At 52.7% G+C, this 16460-nt stretch carries 14 protein-coding genes; 5 read left to right on the forward strand and 9 right to left on the reverse strand.

Annotation, left to right across the window (positions count from 1 at the left end):
* Nucleotides 1-15 precede the first annotated feature (15 nt).
* On the reverse strand, nucleotides 16-168 hold the full coding sequence (locus tag NA986_RS15170) for an STM2329 family putative cytoplasmic protein (protein ID WP_001650173.1): 153 nt from the start codon (nucleotides 166-168) through the stop codon (nucleotides 16-18).
* Nucleotides 169-247: 79 nt separating this feature from the next.
* Entirely contained in the window at nucleotides 248-1186 is a 939-nt protein-coding gene (lrhA, locus tag NA986_RS15175; protein ID WP_000606288.1) for a transcriptional regulator LrhA, read from the reverse strand.
* A gap of 931 nt (nucleotides 1187-2117) precedes the next feature.
* Here lrhA and alaA point away from each other — a divergent pair.
* Both alaA and yfbR read left to right on the forward strand, forming a co-directional pair.
* Entirely contained in the window at nucleotides 2118-3332 is a 1215-nt protein-coding gene (gene alaA, locus NA986_RS15180; RefSeq protein WP_000074540.1) for an alanine transaminase AlaA, read from the forward strand.
* A 93-nt stretch (nucleotides 3333-3425) separates the two neighbouring features.
* Nucleotides 3426-4025 (forward strand): 5'-deoxynucleotidase, encoded by a 600-nt coding sequence (gene yfbR, locus NA986_RS15185; RefSeq protein ID WP_000813882.1) that lies wholly within the window; start codon nucleotides 3426-3428, stop codon nucleotides 4023-4025.
* 104 nt (nucleotides 4026-4129) lie between these two features.
* Here yfbR and NA986_RS15190 read toward each other — a convergent pair whose 3' ends face one another.
* The 4 genes from NA986_RS15190 to yfbV form a co-directional block, all read right to left on the reverse strand.
* The gene (locus tag NA986_RS15190; protein ID WP_001012857.1) at nucleotides 4130-5956 is read right to left on the reverse strand and encodes an SLC13 family permease; all 1827 of its coding nucleotides are present in this window, start codon (nucleotides 5954-5956) and stop codon (nucleotides 4130-4132) included.
* Between the two features lie 76 nt (nucleotides 5957-6032).
* Entirely contained in the window at nucleotides 6033-6710 is a 678-nt protein-coding gene (locus tag NA986_RS15195) for a sugar phosphatase (protein ID WP_077957224.1), read from the reverse strand.
* Nucleotides 6703-7197: a YfbU family protein gene (locus tag NA986_RS15200; RefSeq protein WP_000426135.1), complete on the reverse strand. Its 495-nt coding sequence runs from the start codon at nucleotides 7195-7197 to the stop codon at nucleotides 6703-6705. The genes NA986_RS15195 and NA986_RS15200 overlap by 8 nt, the downstream gene beginning before the upstream one ends.
* An 82-nt stretch (nucleotides 7198-7279) precedes the next feature.
* On the reverse strand, nucleotides 7280-7735 hold the full coding sequence (gene yfbV, locus NA986_RS15205) for a terminus macrodomain insulation protein YfbV (RefSeq protein ID WP_000106617.1): 456 nt from the start codon (nucleotides 7733-7735) through the stop codon (nucleotides 7280-7282).
* 339 nt (nucleotides 7736-8074) lie between these two features.
* Here yfbV and ackA point away from each other — a divergent pair, with 339 nt between their 5' ends.
* From ackA to yfcC, 3 genes are all read left to right on the forward strand, one after another.
* Nucleotides 8075-9277 (forward strand): acetate kinase, encoded by a 1203-nt coding sequence (gene ackA, locus NA986_RS15210; protein ID WP_000095689.1) that lies wholly within the window; start codon nucleotides 8075-8077, stop codon nucleotides 9275-9277.
* Between the two features lie 76 nt (nucleotides 9278-9353).
* Nucleotides 9354-11498 (forward strand): phosphate acetyltransferase, encoded by a 2145-nt coding sequence (gene pta / locus NA986_RS15215; RefSeq protein WP_000086692.1) that lies wholly within the window; start codon nucleotides 9354-9356, stop codon nucleotides 11496-11498.
* A 217-nt stretch (nucleotides 11499-11715) separates the two neighbouring features.
* On the forward strand, nucleotides 11716-13236 hold the full coding sequence (gene yfcC / locus NA986_RS15220) for a putative basic amino acid antiporter YfcC (protein WP_021000557.1): 1521 nt from the start codon (nucleotides 11716-11718) through the stop codon (nucleotides 13234-13236).
* A 48-nt stretch (nucleotides 13237-13284) separates the two neighbouring features.
* Here yfcC and NA986_RS15225 read toward each other — a convergent pair whose 3' ends face one another.
* Genes NA986_RS15225 through NA986_RS15235 form a run of 3 tightly spaced genes read right to left on the reverse strand, consistent with a single transcriptional unit; the run spans nucleotide 13285 to nucleotide 16449 of the window.
* Nucleotides 13285-14238 (reverse strand): transketolase family protein, encoded by a 954-nt coding sequence (locus tag NA986_RS15225; RefSeq protein ID WP_000593035.1) that lies wholly within the window; start codon nucleotides 14236-14238, stop codon nucleotides 13285-13287.
* Nucleotides 14231-15061, reverse strand: coding sequence for a transketolase (locus NA986_RS15230; RefSeq protein ID WP_001103257.1), 831 nt, complete (start codon nucleotides 15059-15061; stop codon nucleotides 14231-14233). Before NA986_RS15230 ends, NA986_RS15225 begins: the two co-directional genes overlap by 8 nt.
* Complete coding sequence (locus tag NA986_RS15235; RefSeq protein WP_001518515.1) at nucleotides 15058-16449, reverse strand: PTS ascorbate transporter subunit IIC; 1392 nt, start codon at nucleotides 16447-16449, stop codon at nucleotides 15058-15060. The genes NA986_RS15230 and NA986_RS15235 overlap by 4 nt, the downstream gene beginning before the upstream one ends.
* Nucleotides 16450-16460: the final 11 nt, after the last annotated feature.

Here is a 16460-nt window from a genome sequence, read left to right on the forward strand (position 1 = left end):
TTGTTAATTCACCCCCTAAAACAGCAACAATTTCTCTAGTTTTTTAACATGCAAATTCATAAAATGGATGTTCTGGTTATTTTTTACCCACATTAACCTGCGAATTGCTACTGGCTGATTTACCGCAACTTTTACAATTTGTGCGGTTAAGCGCGTACAGATGGGCACAAAAAAAGAGCCACTGAGCGTTTTTTCATCGCCAGCGGCTCTTTTTTACATTTACGACTTAGCGCCTTTTGCCTGCGAGCTACTCAAAACCCCCTTCCACCATCAGCGGATCATCTCCGCCCTCTGCAGAAAACTGGTTGTAATGCCATGGGTTTTGATAGCTTTCCATCGCATGGAAAATCACCATCGCCAGCTCGTTCTGGCTATTGGGATCGCGGCACAACAGATATTCCGTATCCGGCAAAGGCGGTAATCCGTCTGCGGCGCCCAGCACGCGAAGGTCGGGACTCATCATTTCGACAGGTCGAGCCGTTACGCCAAGACCGGCTTTAACGGCCGCGCGTACCGCCGGTAAAGTAGACGCCACATAGGCCAGCCGCCAGGGAATACCCGCTGCATTTAGCGTCTCCAGCACCATATCGCGGAATGGGCTGGGATCGTCCAGCAGGACCAATGGTACGGGCTCTCCCCTTTGCAAAACATACTCAGCCGCACAATACCAATGGGTGGGCGAGGTCCGCAAATTCAGACAGTCCAGCGAATGAGGTTGGTTAGTCGTCACCACCAAATCTACTTCCTGCGATTTAACCATGTCCACCATATAGGCGTTGCGTTTTACCCGTACATCAAGCGCGAGTTTCGGATAAACCGAGCTGATTCGGCTAAGCAAAAAAGGCAGGATAGTATCAGCTGATTCATCAGAAGCGCCAATTGTTAACACTCCCTGAAGATTACTGAACATTAATGATGAACACGCCTCATCATTAAAACGCAGGATTTTTCTGGCGTACCCCAGAAGCTGGATACCGTGTTCGGTCAAAAGCTTGTTACGACCATGGCGGGCGAACAATTCCTTTCCCACGAGTTGCTCAAGACGCTGCATTTGCTGACTGACCGCAGACTGAGTACGACATACCGCCGCCGCCGCCGCGGCGAAGGTGTTCAGATCGGCAACGGCCACGAACGTTCTCAGCAGATCGAGATCGAGGTTAATTATCGGACGATTTGCATTTATCATAATTTTTCACTTACTGGCGGGTCATATCGGGCTGACCTGGTTAATGCTGTGCATTCAGAAACAAGCAATTCCATTTGTAATGTGCATCCTTCGCAGTACCGCCTGGTTACCCAGGTAAATGTTAGAATGTAATTGAAAATACGACCAAAACACTTCTCTTACTTACTGATATAATACCAAATGCAACTGATCGGGATATATCAAAGAGAATGTGTCATACCTTTAGGCGTCTACAGATTTCTGCTAATGATGGACGTGTAAATCTTGTAACAGCGTCAAATAGTTTACCGAGACGCACAGATACAAAAACAATATATTGAACAATAGGTTATGTATAAAATCGCGTCATGATAATTAGCAGACAACGCAGACTACGCCCCCGTTTCGGATCATTATCTTAACCTAAAACCGCTATATTTATAAGTATTATTACGAATAATCTTAACCTGGGATATGTTATACTAATCGGACCAGAAAGATATTATTACGACTTTAGTAAATGCTTTTTAAATATTAAATAATAATTAATTAAGATTTCTACCATTCATTAATTATACTTAACAATAGTTTCACACCCCCCGCCGCCGGAAAGGTCTAACCTTCTCATTTTACCTTTAATACTCAGTATTTCCGAAATAGCCAGCGCGACACTAATGATGAATGCTTATCTCTCATAAAACAGATAATTTCTGACAACATAAAAAACCACATTACCAGCAATCACACAGAACAAAACACTATACATAAAGACAAAAATAGAAAATGCATCTAACCAAATGATTTTATGAAGTTTTAAACAGTACGAAAGCGCGTTAAAAATAAACAAAATCTTCTTCTGTTCACTCTTCAAAACTCACCGTCGTGGGAGTACATTGTTTCGTGCTGACTTCCACGGCAGGGAGTGGCAATAACAGCTAAAAGGTCAAGATTCATGTCCCCCATTGAAAAATCCAGCAAACTCGAAAATGTCTGTTATGACATTCGTGGCCCCGTTCTGAAAGAAGCGAAACGCCTTGAGGAAGAAGGTAATAAAGTTCTTAAACTGAATATCGGCAACCCCGCCCCCTTCGGATTCGAAGCGCCGGACGAAATTCTGGTCGATGTCATTCGTAATTTGCCGACGGCGCAAGGATATTGCGACTCGAAAGGGCTTTATTCCGCCCGTAAAGCGATTATGCAGCATTATCAGGCCCGTGGAATGCGCGATGTAACCGTGGAAGATATCTATATCGGTAACGGCGTTTCCGAGCTGATCGTTCAGGCGATGCAGGCGTTGCTTAACAGTGGCGATGAAATGCTGGTTCCCGCGCCCGATTATCCGTTATGGACAGCAGCGGTATCGCTCTCCAGCGGCAAGGCGGTACATTATCTTTGCGATGAATCTTCCGACTGGTTCCCGGACCTTGACGATATCCGCGCCAAAATCACCCCACGTACGCGTGGTATTGTCATTATTAATCCAAACAACCCTACTGGCGCCGTCTATTCTAAAGAATTGTTGATGGAAATTGTCAACATTGCGCGCGAGCATAATCTCATCATCTTCGCCGATGAAATTTATGACAAGATTCTCTATGACGATGCCGAGCATCACTCTATCGCCGCACTGGCACCTGATCTGCTGACCATCACCTTTAATGGGTTGTCTAAAACCTATCGCGTCGCCGGCTTCCGCCAGGGCTGGATGGTGCTGAACGGGCCGAAAAAACATGCGAAGGGCTATATTGAAGGGCTGGAGATGTTAGCCTCAATGCGCCTGTGCGCCAACGTCCCGGCGCAACATGCTATTCAGACCGCGCTCGGCGGCTATCAAAGCATTAGCGAATTTATTCTGCCGGGCGGTCGACTGTATGAACAGCGTAACCGCGCCTGGGAGTTGATTAACGATATTCCCGGCGTTTCCTGCGTAAAACCGCGCGGCGCGTTGTACATGTTCCCCAGGATCGACGCTAAACGTTTTAATATTCACGACGACCAGAAGATGGTGCTGGACTTCCTGCTACAGGAAAAGGTGCTGCTGGTGCAAGGTACCGCCTTTAACTGGCCGTGGCCGGATCACTTCCGCATTGTGACGCTACCGCGTGAAGATGACCTGGAGATGGCCATCAACCGCTTTGGGCGTTTCCTCTCAGGTTACCATCAATAATCTTAAATTCAGGCTACTTCGGTAGCCTGAATTGCATCTTCATCCCCCTCCCCGCACAATGAAGTCTGCCGCAGTGAAAACAAAAGGTAATCTATGAAGCAGAGCCATTTTTTCGCCCATCTCTCCCGCATGAAGTTGATTAACCGCTGGCCGCTGATGCGTAACGTGCGTACAGAAAACGTCTCCGAACATAGTCTGCAGGTGGCGATGGTCGCCCATGCGTTGGCGGCGATAAAAAACCGTAAATTTGGCGGTCAGCTCAATGCTGAACGCATCGCGCTTCTGGCGATGTATCATGATGCCTCGGAAGTACTGACCGGCGATCTGCCGACGCCGGTAAAATATTTTAATTCCCAGATAGCCCAGGAATATAAAGCGATCGAAAAAATCGCCCAGCAAAAGCTGGTTGATATGGCGCCGGATGAATTACGCGATATTTTCGCACCGCTTATTGATGAGAATGCCTGGAGCGAAGAAGAACAGGCAATCGTAAAACAGGCCGATGCGCTTTGCGCCTACCTGAAATGCCTGGAGGAGCTCTCAGCGGGAAACAATGAGTTTGGCCTGGCAAAAACGCGGCTGGAAAAAACGCTGGAATTACGTCGCAGCCAGGAGATGGACTATTTTATGGCGGTGTTCGTACCAAGTTTCCATCTCTCTCTTGACGAGATAAGCCAGGATTCACCGCTTTAAACGGTTGTGCCGGATGGCGACGTCAACGTCTTATCCGGCCTGGACGTAGCGTGATATCCGTAGGCCTGATAAGCGCAGCGCCATCAGGCCTTTTCCAGCCTGGGTTAAAACGGAAACAACATCGGAATCATCACAATACAAACCGCCATCACAATAAGCGTGAACGGCACGCCAAGCTTCACAAAATCGCTAAAGCTATAGTTTCCCGGCCCCAGAACCAGAGTATTGACCGGCGATGAAACCGGCGTCATAAAGGCGGCGGATGCCGCCATCGCCACCGCCATCGCAAACGGATAGGGCGACACCCCCATCGATTTCGCCGCCGCCAGCGCAATCGGCGCCATCAGCACCGCCGTTGCCGTGTTAGAAATGAACAGTCCTATGACGGCGCACAGCACGAACAGGCATCCCAGCATCATATACGGCCCATAGCCGCCGCCGATATTCATTAACCCTTGCACGACCAGAGAGACGCCGCCGGTTTTTTGCAACGCCTGCGCAAACGGCATCATACCCACAATCAAGATAATGCTCGGCCAGTGGATCGCTTTATATGCGCTTTCAGCATCAATACAGCGAAATTTTCCCATCAGCAGGCAGGCGATAATCGCCGCGATCGGGTTGGGAATTTCATCGGTCAACATCAGCGCCACCATCAATACCAGGCAGAAAATGGCGTGCGGCGCCTGGCTGTGCGCAGGAGAGGCTTCGCTGACCTCGACCGGCATATTCAGCACCACAAAGTCGCGGCCTTTTTGCCCCAGCAGGCTGATTAACTTCCAGTTCCCCACGACCAGAATGATATCGCCCATCAATAACGGCTCATCGGCCAGCGACCCTTCCAGCGCGACGCCGTCGCGTTTCAGGCCGACCACATTCAGCCCGTAACGTGTACGGAAAGCGATTTCACGCACCGACTTGCCAATCAGTTCAGACTCCGGAATAAGCGAAATTTCCGCCATCCCGACATCCAACGCCTGATCGGAAAAATATTCTCCACGCAATACCATCGGTTCCAGCAGTTGCTCGGCGCAGAACTCTCTGAGGTCAACCTCCGCCGCCGACATATCAATCAGCAGAACGTCGCGAGCGCGAAACTCCGATACGCCGTTCACATTGACGATAACCCGCCGAAAGCGCCGCCAGCGTTCAACGCCGATGACATTGGCGCCGTAACGTTCGCGCAGTTTAAGGTCGTCCAGCCGCTGTCCCACCATTGGCGAACCGGGGCGAATCGCCAGACGGCGAGCGCGCCCCGTCAGACGGTACTCGCGGATAAGATCGCGGAAAGTGCGCCGCTTACCGGCCTGTTGTCCGGGCGCATCGCCTTTTAGCATGAAGCGCATCACCAGCATATAAACAATGCCGAGCGCCAACACCACTATCCCCAGCGGCGTCACGCTAAAAAAGTTGAACCCGTGCAGGCCTTCACGCAGCAGTTCACTGTTAACCACCAGGTTCGGCGGCGTCGCCACCAGCGTCATCATTCCGCTGATAAGCCCGGCAAAACTCAGCGGCATCATCAGGCGCGAAGGCGAGGTTTGCATATGCATAGAAACGCTAAGAACAACGGGGATAAAGATCGCCACCACGCCGGTTGAACTCATGAAAGCGCCAAGTCCGGCGACGGTGATCATCAGTAAAACCAGCATTTTGATTTCACTGCTGCCCGCCATTTTAACCAGCCAGGTACCGACCACCGTCGCAACGCCGGTGCGCACGAGGCCGTCGCCAATAATAAATAAGGCGGCGATAAGAATGACATTCGGATCGCTAAAGCCGGAGAAGGCTTCCGGAAGGGTCAAGGTACCGCTAAGGACAAAAGCAACAATGACGAATAAAGCCACCGCATCCATACGTACTTTGCCCGTCGCAAACAACACGACGGCAATCGCCAGTAAAGAGAGAACCCAAATCAATTCACCGTTCACAACATATCCTTGTCAGATGAGAAGATAACGCGATTCTGCCATAAATATGCCCCGCCAAAGCGGGGCGATATCATGATCAGGTCTTTCTTAACACCACCACATCGCCGTTTGGTTGTTTAGCGACCGATAATTGCGTCAGGCTATCCAACGCAAAATCAACATCCGCCAGACGCGGCGTGTCGGCCGGCGCATTGACCGCAATGACGTGGCAGCCCGCAGCCAGCCCGGACAGCACGCCAGCCGGGGCATCTTCTACTACGACGCACTCCTGAGGGGCCAGGCCAAGCAGTTGTGCGCCCAGCAAATACGCATCCGGCTCCGGTTTGCCGCGTTTGACTCGTTCGGCGGTGACAAACACCTCTGGCGCTGGAAGGCCCGCGACCTGATGGCGCGCACGCGCGACCGGCATTGAACCGGAGGTGACGATAGCCCACGGAATGCCCGCTTTATTCAGGTGATTGAGTAAATCGACTGTCCCCGGCAACGCGGTGATCCCTGCGGTTTCAGTGGCTTCTATTTGCTCCAGGCGCGTAAACTCAGCGGCAATTTCCGCCTCCGATTTACCCGCCATAAAATGCCGCAACGAGGTGATCGCCTGTTTGCCATGAATAAAGCCCAGCACCTCATCATGAGCAAGGTTAAAACGATCGGCCCAGCTACACCACGCGCGTTCGACGGCAGGTAATGAGTCAACCAACGTTCCATCCAGATCAAACAGAAAACCTTTACACTGCACGCGAGCCTCCTCAGGCATTAATGATTTGATTGATTTCATTCGCGCTCAGGTGGTACTGACGCGGGCAGGCATGCCAGACATTCAACATCCGCTGGTATTTTTCCCACATCGGCGTCTGGGCATTAAAGCCGTGCGTCCCGGCGTCAAAGTGAGTGTAGCGTCCTTCTATATTCACCATAAAACGGACATAGCCGAGGTAACGCGCTTCCGTCGCGGCGTCAAACCCCAGGAAGGTGACGCGACGTTCGTCGATGGCTTGCGTATCTTTGAGGTTGGTCCAGGAGACGTGCAGCGCATGGTACATCTCCATAATATCGATGATGGTACGACAGGTCTCTTCCGTCAGCTCGCCAAACTCGCGATCCAGCTCGCGCATCTGCAGGCCGTAGCCGCGTTCAATAATTGTTTGTAAGCGACGGTAACGCTCGGCGTTGGTGGGATCGAGCATCGTCATCATTTTGTACTGGTTAGACAAAATCAGACGTTGCGCGTTGGTCATTTCCATTTTGAACTCCTGTATCACGCTATAGCGATGAAAAAAAGAAGGCATTGGTATGCCTTCTTTTATATGCGTAATCCGGGGTCAATTACAAATCATCCAGGAAAGTTTTATCCAGTTGTTTGAAGGCGCGCTTAAGCGTGTCAGCTAATGCCTGGTAATCCGGCTTTCCTTCTACCGGCGCCAGCGCTTGTCCAGCCTCCTGCAATTTACCGCGAACTTCGTAAAACCAGTTAAGGATTGAAGGCGGCAATGGCGTCACAGAACGTTTCCCTAACCACCATAATCCCTGCATAGGCAAGCTCAGGGCGAACAGGGCGGTCGCCACGGCCGGACCTAACTGACCGCCCAGCGCTATCTGCCAGCATAATGTAAAAACGGCGACAGGCGGCATAAATCGTATGGCATAGCGCGTCATACGAATGACGCGGTTTTCGACGAAAACGGGCGCCAACCGTTTTTCCATCGGCCACGTCTTCGCGTAGTGCTGCCCCCGGCGAAATAAGCTAAAAAAATTTACGGAGCGATTATCCGGTGTCGACATGGCCTACCTCAACTTCACATATAAAATTTAAAAAATTTGTGCAAAACAACAACTGCGAGGGACAACGTTCAAAACATTTTGTCTTCGATACCCACTATCAGGTATCCTGTGTCGGCCTGTCAAAGGCCGGTAGTTTAAAATCATTGAGTCGTCAATATTACACATAGTATGCCATTGGCTGAAAAATACGCAAAATGGCATAGACTCAAAGGTATTTCTTCCATCATGCCCAAAAAAACTCCTGCGCATGATGTTAATCATAAATGTCAGGGCTATCATGCGCTACGCTCTATGGCTCACTGACGTTTTTTTAGCCACGTATCATAAATAGGTACTTCCATGTCGAGTAAGTTAGTACTGGTTCTGAACTGCGGTAGTTCTTCACTGAAATTTGCAATTATTGATGCAGTTAATGGTGATGAATACCTTTCTGGTTTAGCCGAATGTTTCCATCTGCCAGAAGCACGCATCAAATGGAAAATGGACGGCAGTAAACAAGAAGCGGCTTTAGGTGCAGGCGCCGCTCACAGTGAAGCGCTGAACTTTATCGTTAACACTATTCTGGCACAAAAACCAGAACTGTCTGCGCAGTTAACTGCAATTGGTCACCGTATCGTACACGGCGGCGAGAAGTATACCAGCTCCGTAGTCATTGATGAGTCCGTCATTCAGGGCATCAAAGATTCCGCCTCTTTCGCACCGCTGCATAACCCGGCTCACCTGATTGGTATCGCCGAAGCGCTGAAATCTTTCCCGCAGCTGAAAGATAAAAACGTTGCAGTATTCGACACCGCCTTCCATCAGACCATGCCGGAAGAATCTTACCTGTATGCCCTGCCGTACAGCCTGTATAAAGAACACGGCGTTCGTCGCTATGGCGCACACGGCACCAGCCACTTCTATGTAACTCAGGAAGCGGCAAAAATGCTGAACAAGCCGGTAGAAGAACTGAACATTATCACCTGCCACCTGGGCAACGGCGGTTCTGTTTCCGCTATCCGTAACGGTAAATGCGTGGATACCTCCATGGGTCTGACCCCGCTGGAAGGCCTGGTCATGGGTACCCGTTCCGGCGATATCGACCCTGCGATTATCTTCCACCTGCACGACACTCTGGGCATGAGCGTGGATCAGATCAACAAAATGCTGACCAAAGAGTCCGGTCTGCTGGGTCTGACTGAAGTGACCAGCGACTGCCGTTATGTTGAAGACAACTACGCCACCAAAGAAGACGCTAAACGTGCGATGGACGTTTACTGCCACCGCCTGGCGAAATACATCGGTTCTTACACCGCTCTGATGGACGGTCGTCTGGATGCAGTCGTGTTCACCGGCGGTATCGGTGAAAACGCCGCGATGGTTCGCGAACTGTCTCTGGGTAAACTGGGCGTACTGGGCTTTGAAGTCGACCACGAACGTAACCTGGCGGCCCGCTTCGGCAAATCTGGTTTCATCAACAAAGAAGGTACCCGTCCGGCGGTGGTGATCCCAACCAACGAAGAACTGGTTATCGCGCAGGACGCGAGCCGTCTGACTGCCTGATTTCACACCGCCAGCCTCGCTGGCGGTGCTGTTTTGTAACCCGTCCCCAAAAGACGGTAACGAAAGAGGATAAACCGTGTCCCGTATTATTATGCTGATCCCTACCGGAACCAGCGTCGGCCTGACCAGCGTCAGCCTCGGCGTCATCCGTGCTATGGAACGCAAAGGCGTTCGTCTGAGCGTCTTTAAGCCTATCGCCCAGCCTCGCGCTGGCGGCGATGCGCCTGACCAGACCACCACTATCGTTCGCGCGAACTCTACCCTGCCGGCGGCTGAACCGCTGAAGATGAGCCACGTTGAATCTCTGCTTTCCAGCAACCAGAAAGACGTGCTGATGGAAGAGATCATCGCGAACTACCATGCGAATACCAAAGACGCGGAAGTGGTGCTGGTTGAAGGTCTGGTTCCGACCCGTAAACATCAGTTCGCTCAGTCTCTGAACTATGAAATCGCGAAAACGCTGAATGCGGAAATCGTTTTTGTCATGTCTCAGGGGACCGACACGCCAGAACAGCTGAACGAACGTATCGAACTGACGCGCAGCAGCTTCGGCGGCGCGAAAAACACCAACATCACCGGCGTTATCATCAACAAACTGAATGCGCCGGTTGATGAACAAGGCCGTACTCGCCCGGATCTGTCGGAGATTTTTGACGACTCTTCCAAAGCGCAGGTGATCAAAATCGATCCTGCTAAACTGCAGGAATCCAGCCCGCTGCCGGTTCTGGGCGCGGTGCCGTGGAGCTTCGACCTGATTGCGACCCGCGCTATCGATATGGCGCGTCACCTGAACGCCACCATCATTAACGAAGGCGATATCAAAACCCGCCGAGTTAAATCCGTCACTTTCTGCGCGCGTAGTATTCCGCATATGCTGGAACATTTCCGCGCAGGCTCGTTGTTAGTGACCTCCGCTGACCGTCCGGACGTACTGGTCGCAGCTTGCCTGGCCGCGATGAACGGCGTAGAAATCGGCGCCCTGTTGCTGACCGGCGGCTATGAAATGGACGCACGCATTTCTAAACTGTGCGAACGCGCATTCGCCACCGGTCTGCCGGTCTTTATGGTGAACACCAACACCTGGCAGACTTCGCTGAGCCTGCAAAGCTTCAATCTGGAAGTCCCGGTTGATGACCATGAGCGCATCGAGAAAGTTCAGGAATACGTCGCGAACTACGTTAACGCTGAGTGGATCGAGTCGCTGACCGCCACTTCCGAGCGTAGCCGTCGTCTCTCTCCGCCGGCGTTCCGCTACCAACTGACTGAGCTGGCGCGTAAAGCCGGTAAACGCGTAGTGCTGCCGGAAGGCGACGAACCGCGTACCGTCAAAGCGGCGGCAATCTGCGCTGAACGCGGCATCGCCACTTGCGTTCTGCTGGGCAACCCGGATGAAATCAACCGCGTCGCGGCATCTCAGGGCGTTGAGCTGGGCGCAGGTATTGAAATCGTCGATCCGGAAGTGGTGCGTGAAAGCTATGTCGCTCGCCTGGTCGAGCTGCGTAAGAGCAAAGGCATGACCGAACCGGTTGCCCGCGAACAGCTGGAAGACAACGTGGTGCTCGGCACGCTGATGCTGGAGCAAGACGAAGTCGACGGCCTGGTTTCCGGCGCGGTTCATACCACCGCCAACACCATCCGTCCGCCGCTGCAGCTTATTAAAACGGCGCCGGGTAGCTCCCTGGTCTCTTCTGTGTTCTTTATGCTACTGCCGGAGCAGGTTTACGTTTACGGCGACTGCGCAATCAACCCAGACCCGACTGCAGAGCAGCTGGCAGAAATCGCGATTCAGTCTGCGGATTCCGCCATTGCCTTCGGCATCGAACCGCGTGTGGCAATGCTCTCCTACTCCACCGGCACCTCTGGCGCGGGCAGCGACGTAGAGAAAGTACGTGAAGCGACGCGTCTGGCGCAGGAAAAACGTCCTGACCTGATGATCGACGGTCCGTTGCAGTACGACGCCGCGGTCATGGCTGACGTAGCGAAATCCAAAGCGCCGAACTCGCCGGTTGCGGGTCGCGCTACCGTGTTCATTTTCCCGGATCTGAACACCGGTAACACCACCTACAAAGCGGTACAGCGTTCTGCCGACCTGATCTCCATCGGGCCGATGCTGCAGGGTATGCGCAAGCCGGTGAACGACCTGTCCCGTGGCGCGCTGGTAGACGATATCGTCTACACCATCGCCCTGACGGCAATTCAGGCTTCTCAGCAGCAGCAGTAACAGTAAAAGCCAATGCCGGATGGCGGCGTAAACGCCTTGTCCGGCCTACAGGTGAAATACCGTTGTAGGCCGGATAAGACGCGTTAGCATCGCCATCCGGCATTCTGCTATTTACCCTGCAAAGCGGAATTTTTTGCTTAACTGCGCTGCATCAATGAATAACTATTCCCTTCTTCTCATACTTAGCCTCTTTGCTTTGCAACAGGGATAGTCTGTCATGTCTGTCGTTACAGAATCAAAAACAGCCAGAAAATGGGCAATGCCCGATACGCTGGTCATCATCTTTTTTGTCGCCATTTTAACCAGTATCGCCACCTGGGTCGTCCCCGTTGGGATGTTTGATAGCCAGGAAGTGCAGTATCAGGTCGATGGTCAGACAAAAACCCGCAAAGTCGTCGACCCGCACTCTTTTCGCATTGTGACCAATGAGGCCGGGGAAGCGCAGTATCATCGCGTACAATTTTTCACTACCGGCGATGAAAGACCAGGGCTGATGAATTTTCCGTTTGAAGGGTTAACATCCGGATCGAAATTCGGCACTGCCGTCGGCATCATTATGTTTATGTTGGTGATTGGCGGCGCATTCGGCATCGTGATGCGTACCGGCACCGTGGATAACGGCATTCTGGCGCTTATTCGCCACACGCGGGGCAACGAAGTCCTGTTTATTCCGGTGCTATTTGTCCTCTTTTCGTTAGGGGGCGCCGTATTTGGCATGGGCGAAGAGGCGGTCGCCTTTGCAATTATCATAGCCCCGCTGATGGTCAGGCTGGGCTATGACAGCATTACCACCGTCCTGGTGACCTATATCGCCACCCAAATTGGCTTTGCCAGTTCGTGGATGAACCCTTTCTGCGTAGTCGTCGCCCAGGGGATTGCCGGCGTGCCGGTACTTTCCGGCTCCGGGCTGCGTATTGTGGTCTGGGTTGTCGCCACGCTGATTGGGTTGGTTTTTACGCTGGTCTACGCCTCACGCGTGAAAAAGAATCCGCTGCTTTCCCGCGTCCACGAATCCGATCGCTATTTCCGCGAACAGCAGGATGAAGTCGTCCAGCGCCCTTTCACCTTTGGTGACTGGCTGGTACTACTGGTCCTGACCGGCGTAATGATTTGGGTCGTCTGGGGCGTGATTGTCCACGCCTGGTTTATTCCGGAGATCGCCAGCCAGTTTTTCACCATGGGCGTGGTGATCGGCCTCATCGGCGTTATCTTCCGCCTCAACGGTATGACGGTCAACGTGATGGCGTCCTCATTCACCGAAGGGGCGAGGATGATGATCGCGCCCGCCTTGCTGGTGGGTTTTGCCAAAGGCATTCTGCTGCTGGTCGGCAACGGCGAAGCCGGGGAACCCAGCGTGCTCAATACGTTGCTTAACAGTATCGCGCATGGCATCAGCGGGCTTAATAATGCTATCGCCGCCTGGTTTATGCTGCTCTTCCAGGCGGTATTTAATTTCTTTGTCACGTCCGGTTCGGGCCAGGCGGCGTTAACCATGCCATTACTGGCGCCGCTCGGCGATCTGGTCGGCGTTAACCGTCAGGTGACTGTTCTGGCCTTCCAGTTTGGCGATGGCTTCAGCCATATTATCTATCCGACATCGGCCTCGCTGATGGCCACGCTGGGCGTGTGCCGGGTCGATTTTCGCAACTGGCTGAAAGTGGGGGCGTCGCTGCTGGGACTATTGTTTATTATGTCCAGCGTGGTCGTCATTGGCGCGCAGATGATGGGATATCATTGATCCAAAATGCCGGATGAGCACCAGCGCCATCCGGCAATATCTCCATGATTAAAGCAGTGATTTCGCGGCTTCTACAATCGCTTCGGCGGTGAGTCCGTACTCTTGTTGTAAGAAATCCTGCGTTCCTACCTGCCCATAACGCTCTTTGACGCCAACACGGCGCATCGGCACCGGGCAGTTTTCCACCAGCACTTCCGCCACCGCTGACCCCAGTCCATTATGGATGCTGTGGTTTTCACACGTGACGATACGCCGCGTTTTTTCCGCGTAGTTTTTCACCAACATGCGATCGATAGGCTTTAAGGTGAACATATCAATGACCGCGGCGCTCACGCCTTCCTGCTCCAGTTGGCGCGCCGCCTCCAGCGCCTCCGCCACCATAATGCCGTTGGCGATAAGCGTAATATCATCGCCCTCACGCAGTACGTTGCCCTTGCCAATGGTAAAGGTAGAGCCTGGCGCATAGATACTCGTCGCCTGCTTACGGATGGTACGCAGCCAGTAAAAACCGTCCAGGTCCATTAGCTGGCGTAAAATATCCGCGAACATCACCGCATCCGTCACCTCCAGTACTACGGAGTGCGCCAGCCCGCGAACAATCCCCATATCTTCAAAAGACATATGGGTGCCGCCGTTATGGCACGCTGTCACTCCGGCATCGGAGGCGATCACTTTGACGTTGTTACGCTGATAATCCAGCGCCATAAAGAGCTGATCAAAACAGCGACGGCTGGCAAAAGCGGTAAAGGTATGCACAAACGGTTTGCGACCGGTCAGCGCCAGCCCCGCCGCAGTGCCAATCACATTCGCCTCCATAATACCGCAGTTAATGACATGCTGCGGGTAGTCACGCGCCACGCTGTCCATCGCCATTGAGCTCATTAAATCAGCCTCAAGCGCAATAATTGGGCTTCCGGCCTCAATCTGCCCGGCGACAAAACCGGCGTAAACTTTGCGCATTTCGATATCGTCTTTAAGCCCTGCGGGCGCAAGCTTAATCATGCATGACCTCCAGTTGATGAATGGCCTCATTGAGCGTCTGCTTCATGCCATCCGTCAGGCGTAAGTGGTGAGAATTCGTTAACTGCTCCAGGCATGGCACCCCCTGCCCTTTAATGCTGTCAAGGATCACTACCCGTGGCCGGGCATCGGCGGGCGGCACAGGCTGAACCACCGCCAGTAGTCCGGCGATATCATCGCCTTTGACGGTGACGACATCGAAACCAAACGCGCGGAATTTCCCTTCCAGATCGAATGGATTGATAATCTCCTCCAGTTCGCCGTCAAGCTGCTGTTTATTCCAGTCAATGAAAACGGTCAGATTATTCAGGCGGTGGTGGGCAATAAACTGAAACGCCTCCCAGCACTGCCCTTCATTGAGCTCGCCATCGCCGACAATGCAAAATACCCGGTTGGGTCGCCGCGCCAGTTTATGCGACAGCGCCATTCCGCCCGCAATAGAGATGCCCTGTCCCAGTGAGCCGGTCGTGGCGTCCACGCCGCGCGTTTTTAGCCGATCCGGATGGCTGGGAAGACGGGTGCCGTTCTGGTTAAGCGTATTCAGCTCTTCGAGCGGGAAATAGCCTTTAATCGCCAGGGTACTGTACAACGCGGGGCCCGCATGGCCTTTCGACAGCACGAAGTAATCGCGCTCCGGCCAGTCCGGGTCGGCAGGGTCGATTTTCATCACCGCGCCGTACAGAACCGCCAGAGTTTCCACTACCGACATGCTGCCGCCATAGTGACCAAAGCCAAGATGGTTTAAGGATTTGAGCGTGGCGACGCGAATGTCGCGCGCCAGTTGGGTGATTTCGGTTACGTTCATTCTTTCGCTCCGCTATTTTCCTGCACTTCGGCATTCGCTTTTTTGTTTTTGGCCAACACGTTGTACGCCACCAGTAGCGCGAATAGCGCTACCACCAGCCCCGTGATAGCCATCGGCGACAGATAACGCGCCAGGTTGCCCAGCAAAATACCGATTACGCCAAAGTCAGCATCCGAGAACGTGGTATTGGCGAAGCCGATCGCGCCGAGAACCGGCAGTAACAGCACTGGCAGGAAAGTGATTAATAGACCATTAGCAAATGCGCCGATCATCGCCCCGCGGCGACCGCCGGTGGCATTGCCAAAGACGCCTGCGGTCGCGCCGGTAAAGAAGTGCGGCACAACGCCTGGCAGGATCAACACAAGCTTCATCTGTCCCAGCAGGAACAGCCCCACCAGCCCGCCGAGAAAACTGAACAGGAAGCCAATCAGTACCGCGTTAGGGGCATAGGGATACACCACCGGGCAGTCCAGCGCCGGACGCGCGTTTGGTACCAGTTTTTCTGAAAATCCGGTAAAGGCCGGAACAATTTCCGCCAGAATCAGACGGACGCCTTGCAGAATGATGAATACGCCAGCGGCGAAGGTGATTGCCATGATGATGGCGTACACCAGATAGTTTTGCCCGCCGCTAAACGTCGCTTCGACATACTCACGCCCTGCGCTGACTGCCATGATCAGATAGATAATCATCATGGTCAGCGAAATCGAGATAGAACTGTCGCGTAAAAAACTGAGGTTTTTCGGCAGGTTCATCTCTTCCGTGGAGCGGGAGCCTTTACCACACAGGCTGCCAATCCAGCCGGAAAGCACATATCCCAGGGTACCGAAGTGACCAAACGCAATGTCATCGGTACCGGTAATCCGCCTCATATAACGTTGGGCCAACGCCGGGAAGAAGGCCATCACCAGCCCCAGGATTAGCGATCCAGTGAAGACCAGCCCTACGCCCTCAAACCCCGCCACGGTCAGGATTACGCCAATCATACAGGCCATGTAAAAGGTGTGATGCCCGGTCAAAAAGATATATTTAAGACGCGTAAAGCGCGCCACGACAATATTGGCCACCATACCAAATGCCATAATTAACGCCGTGGACGCGCCATATTTCTCCAGCGCGATTGAGACTATCGCTTCATTATTAGGAATAATGCCCTGAATATTAAAAGCGTGTTCAAACATACCCCCTAGCGGATTTAATGAACCCACCAGTACGGTTGCGCCACCGCCAAGCACAATAAAACCTAAAATGGTTTTAATCGTGCCTTTCACCACATCGGAAAACGCTTTTTTCTGCGCCACCAGACCAATCAGCGCAATTAACCCTACAAGCACCGAGGGCACTTTTAAAATATCAACAACAAAATTCAGCGTTTCAAGGATAAACATATCCACCTCGC

This window comes from Salmonella sp. NW177 (assembly GCF_051811585.1).
Classification (GTDB): domain Bacteria; phylum Pseudomonadota; class Gammaproteobacteria; order Enterobacterales; family Enterobacteriaceae; genus Salmonella; species Salmonella enterica.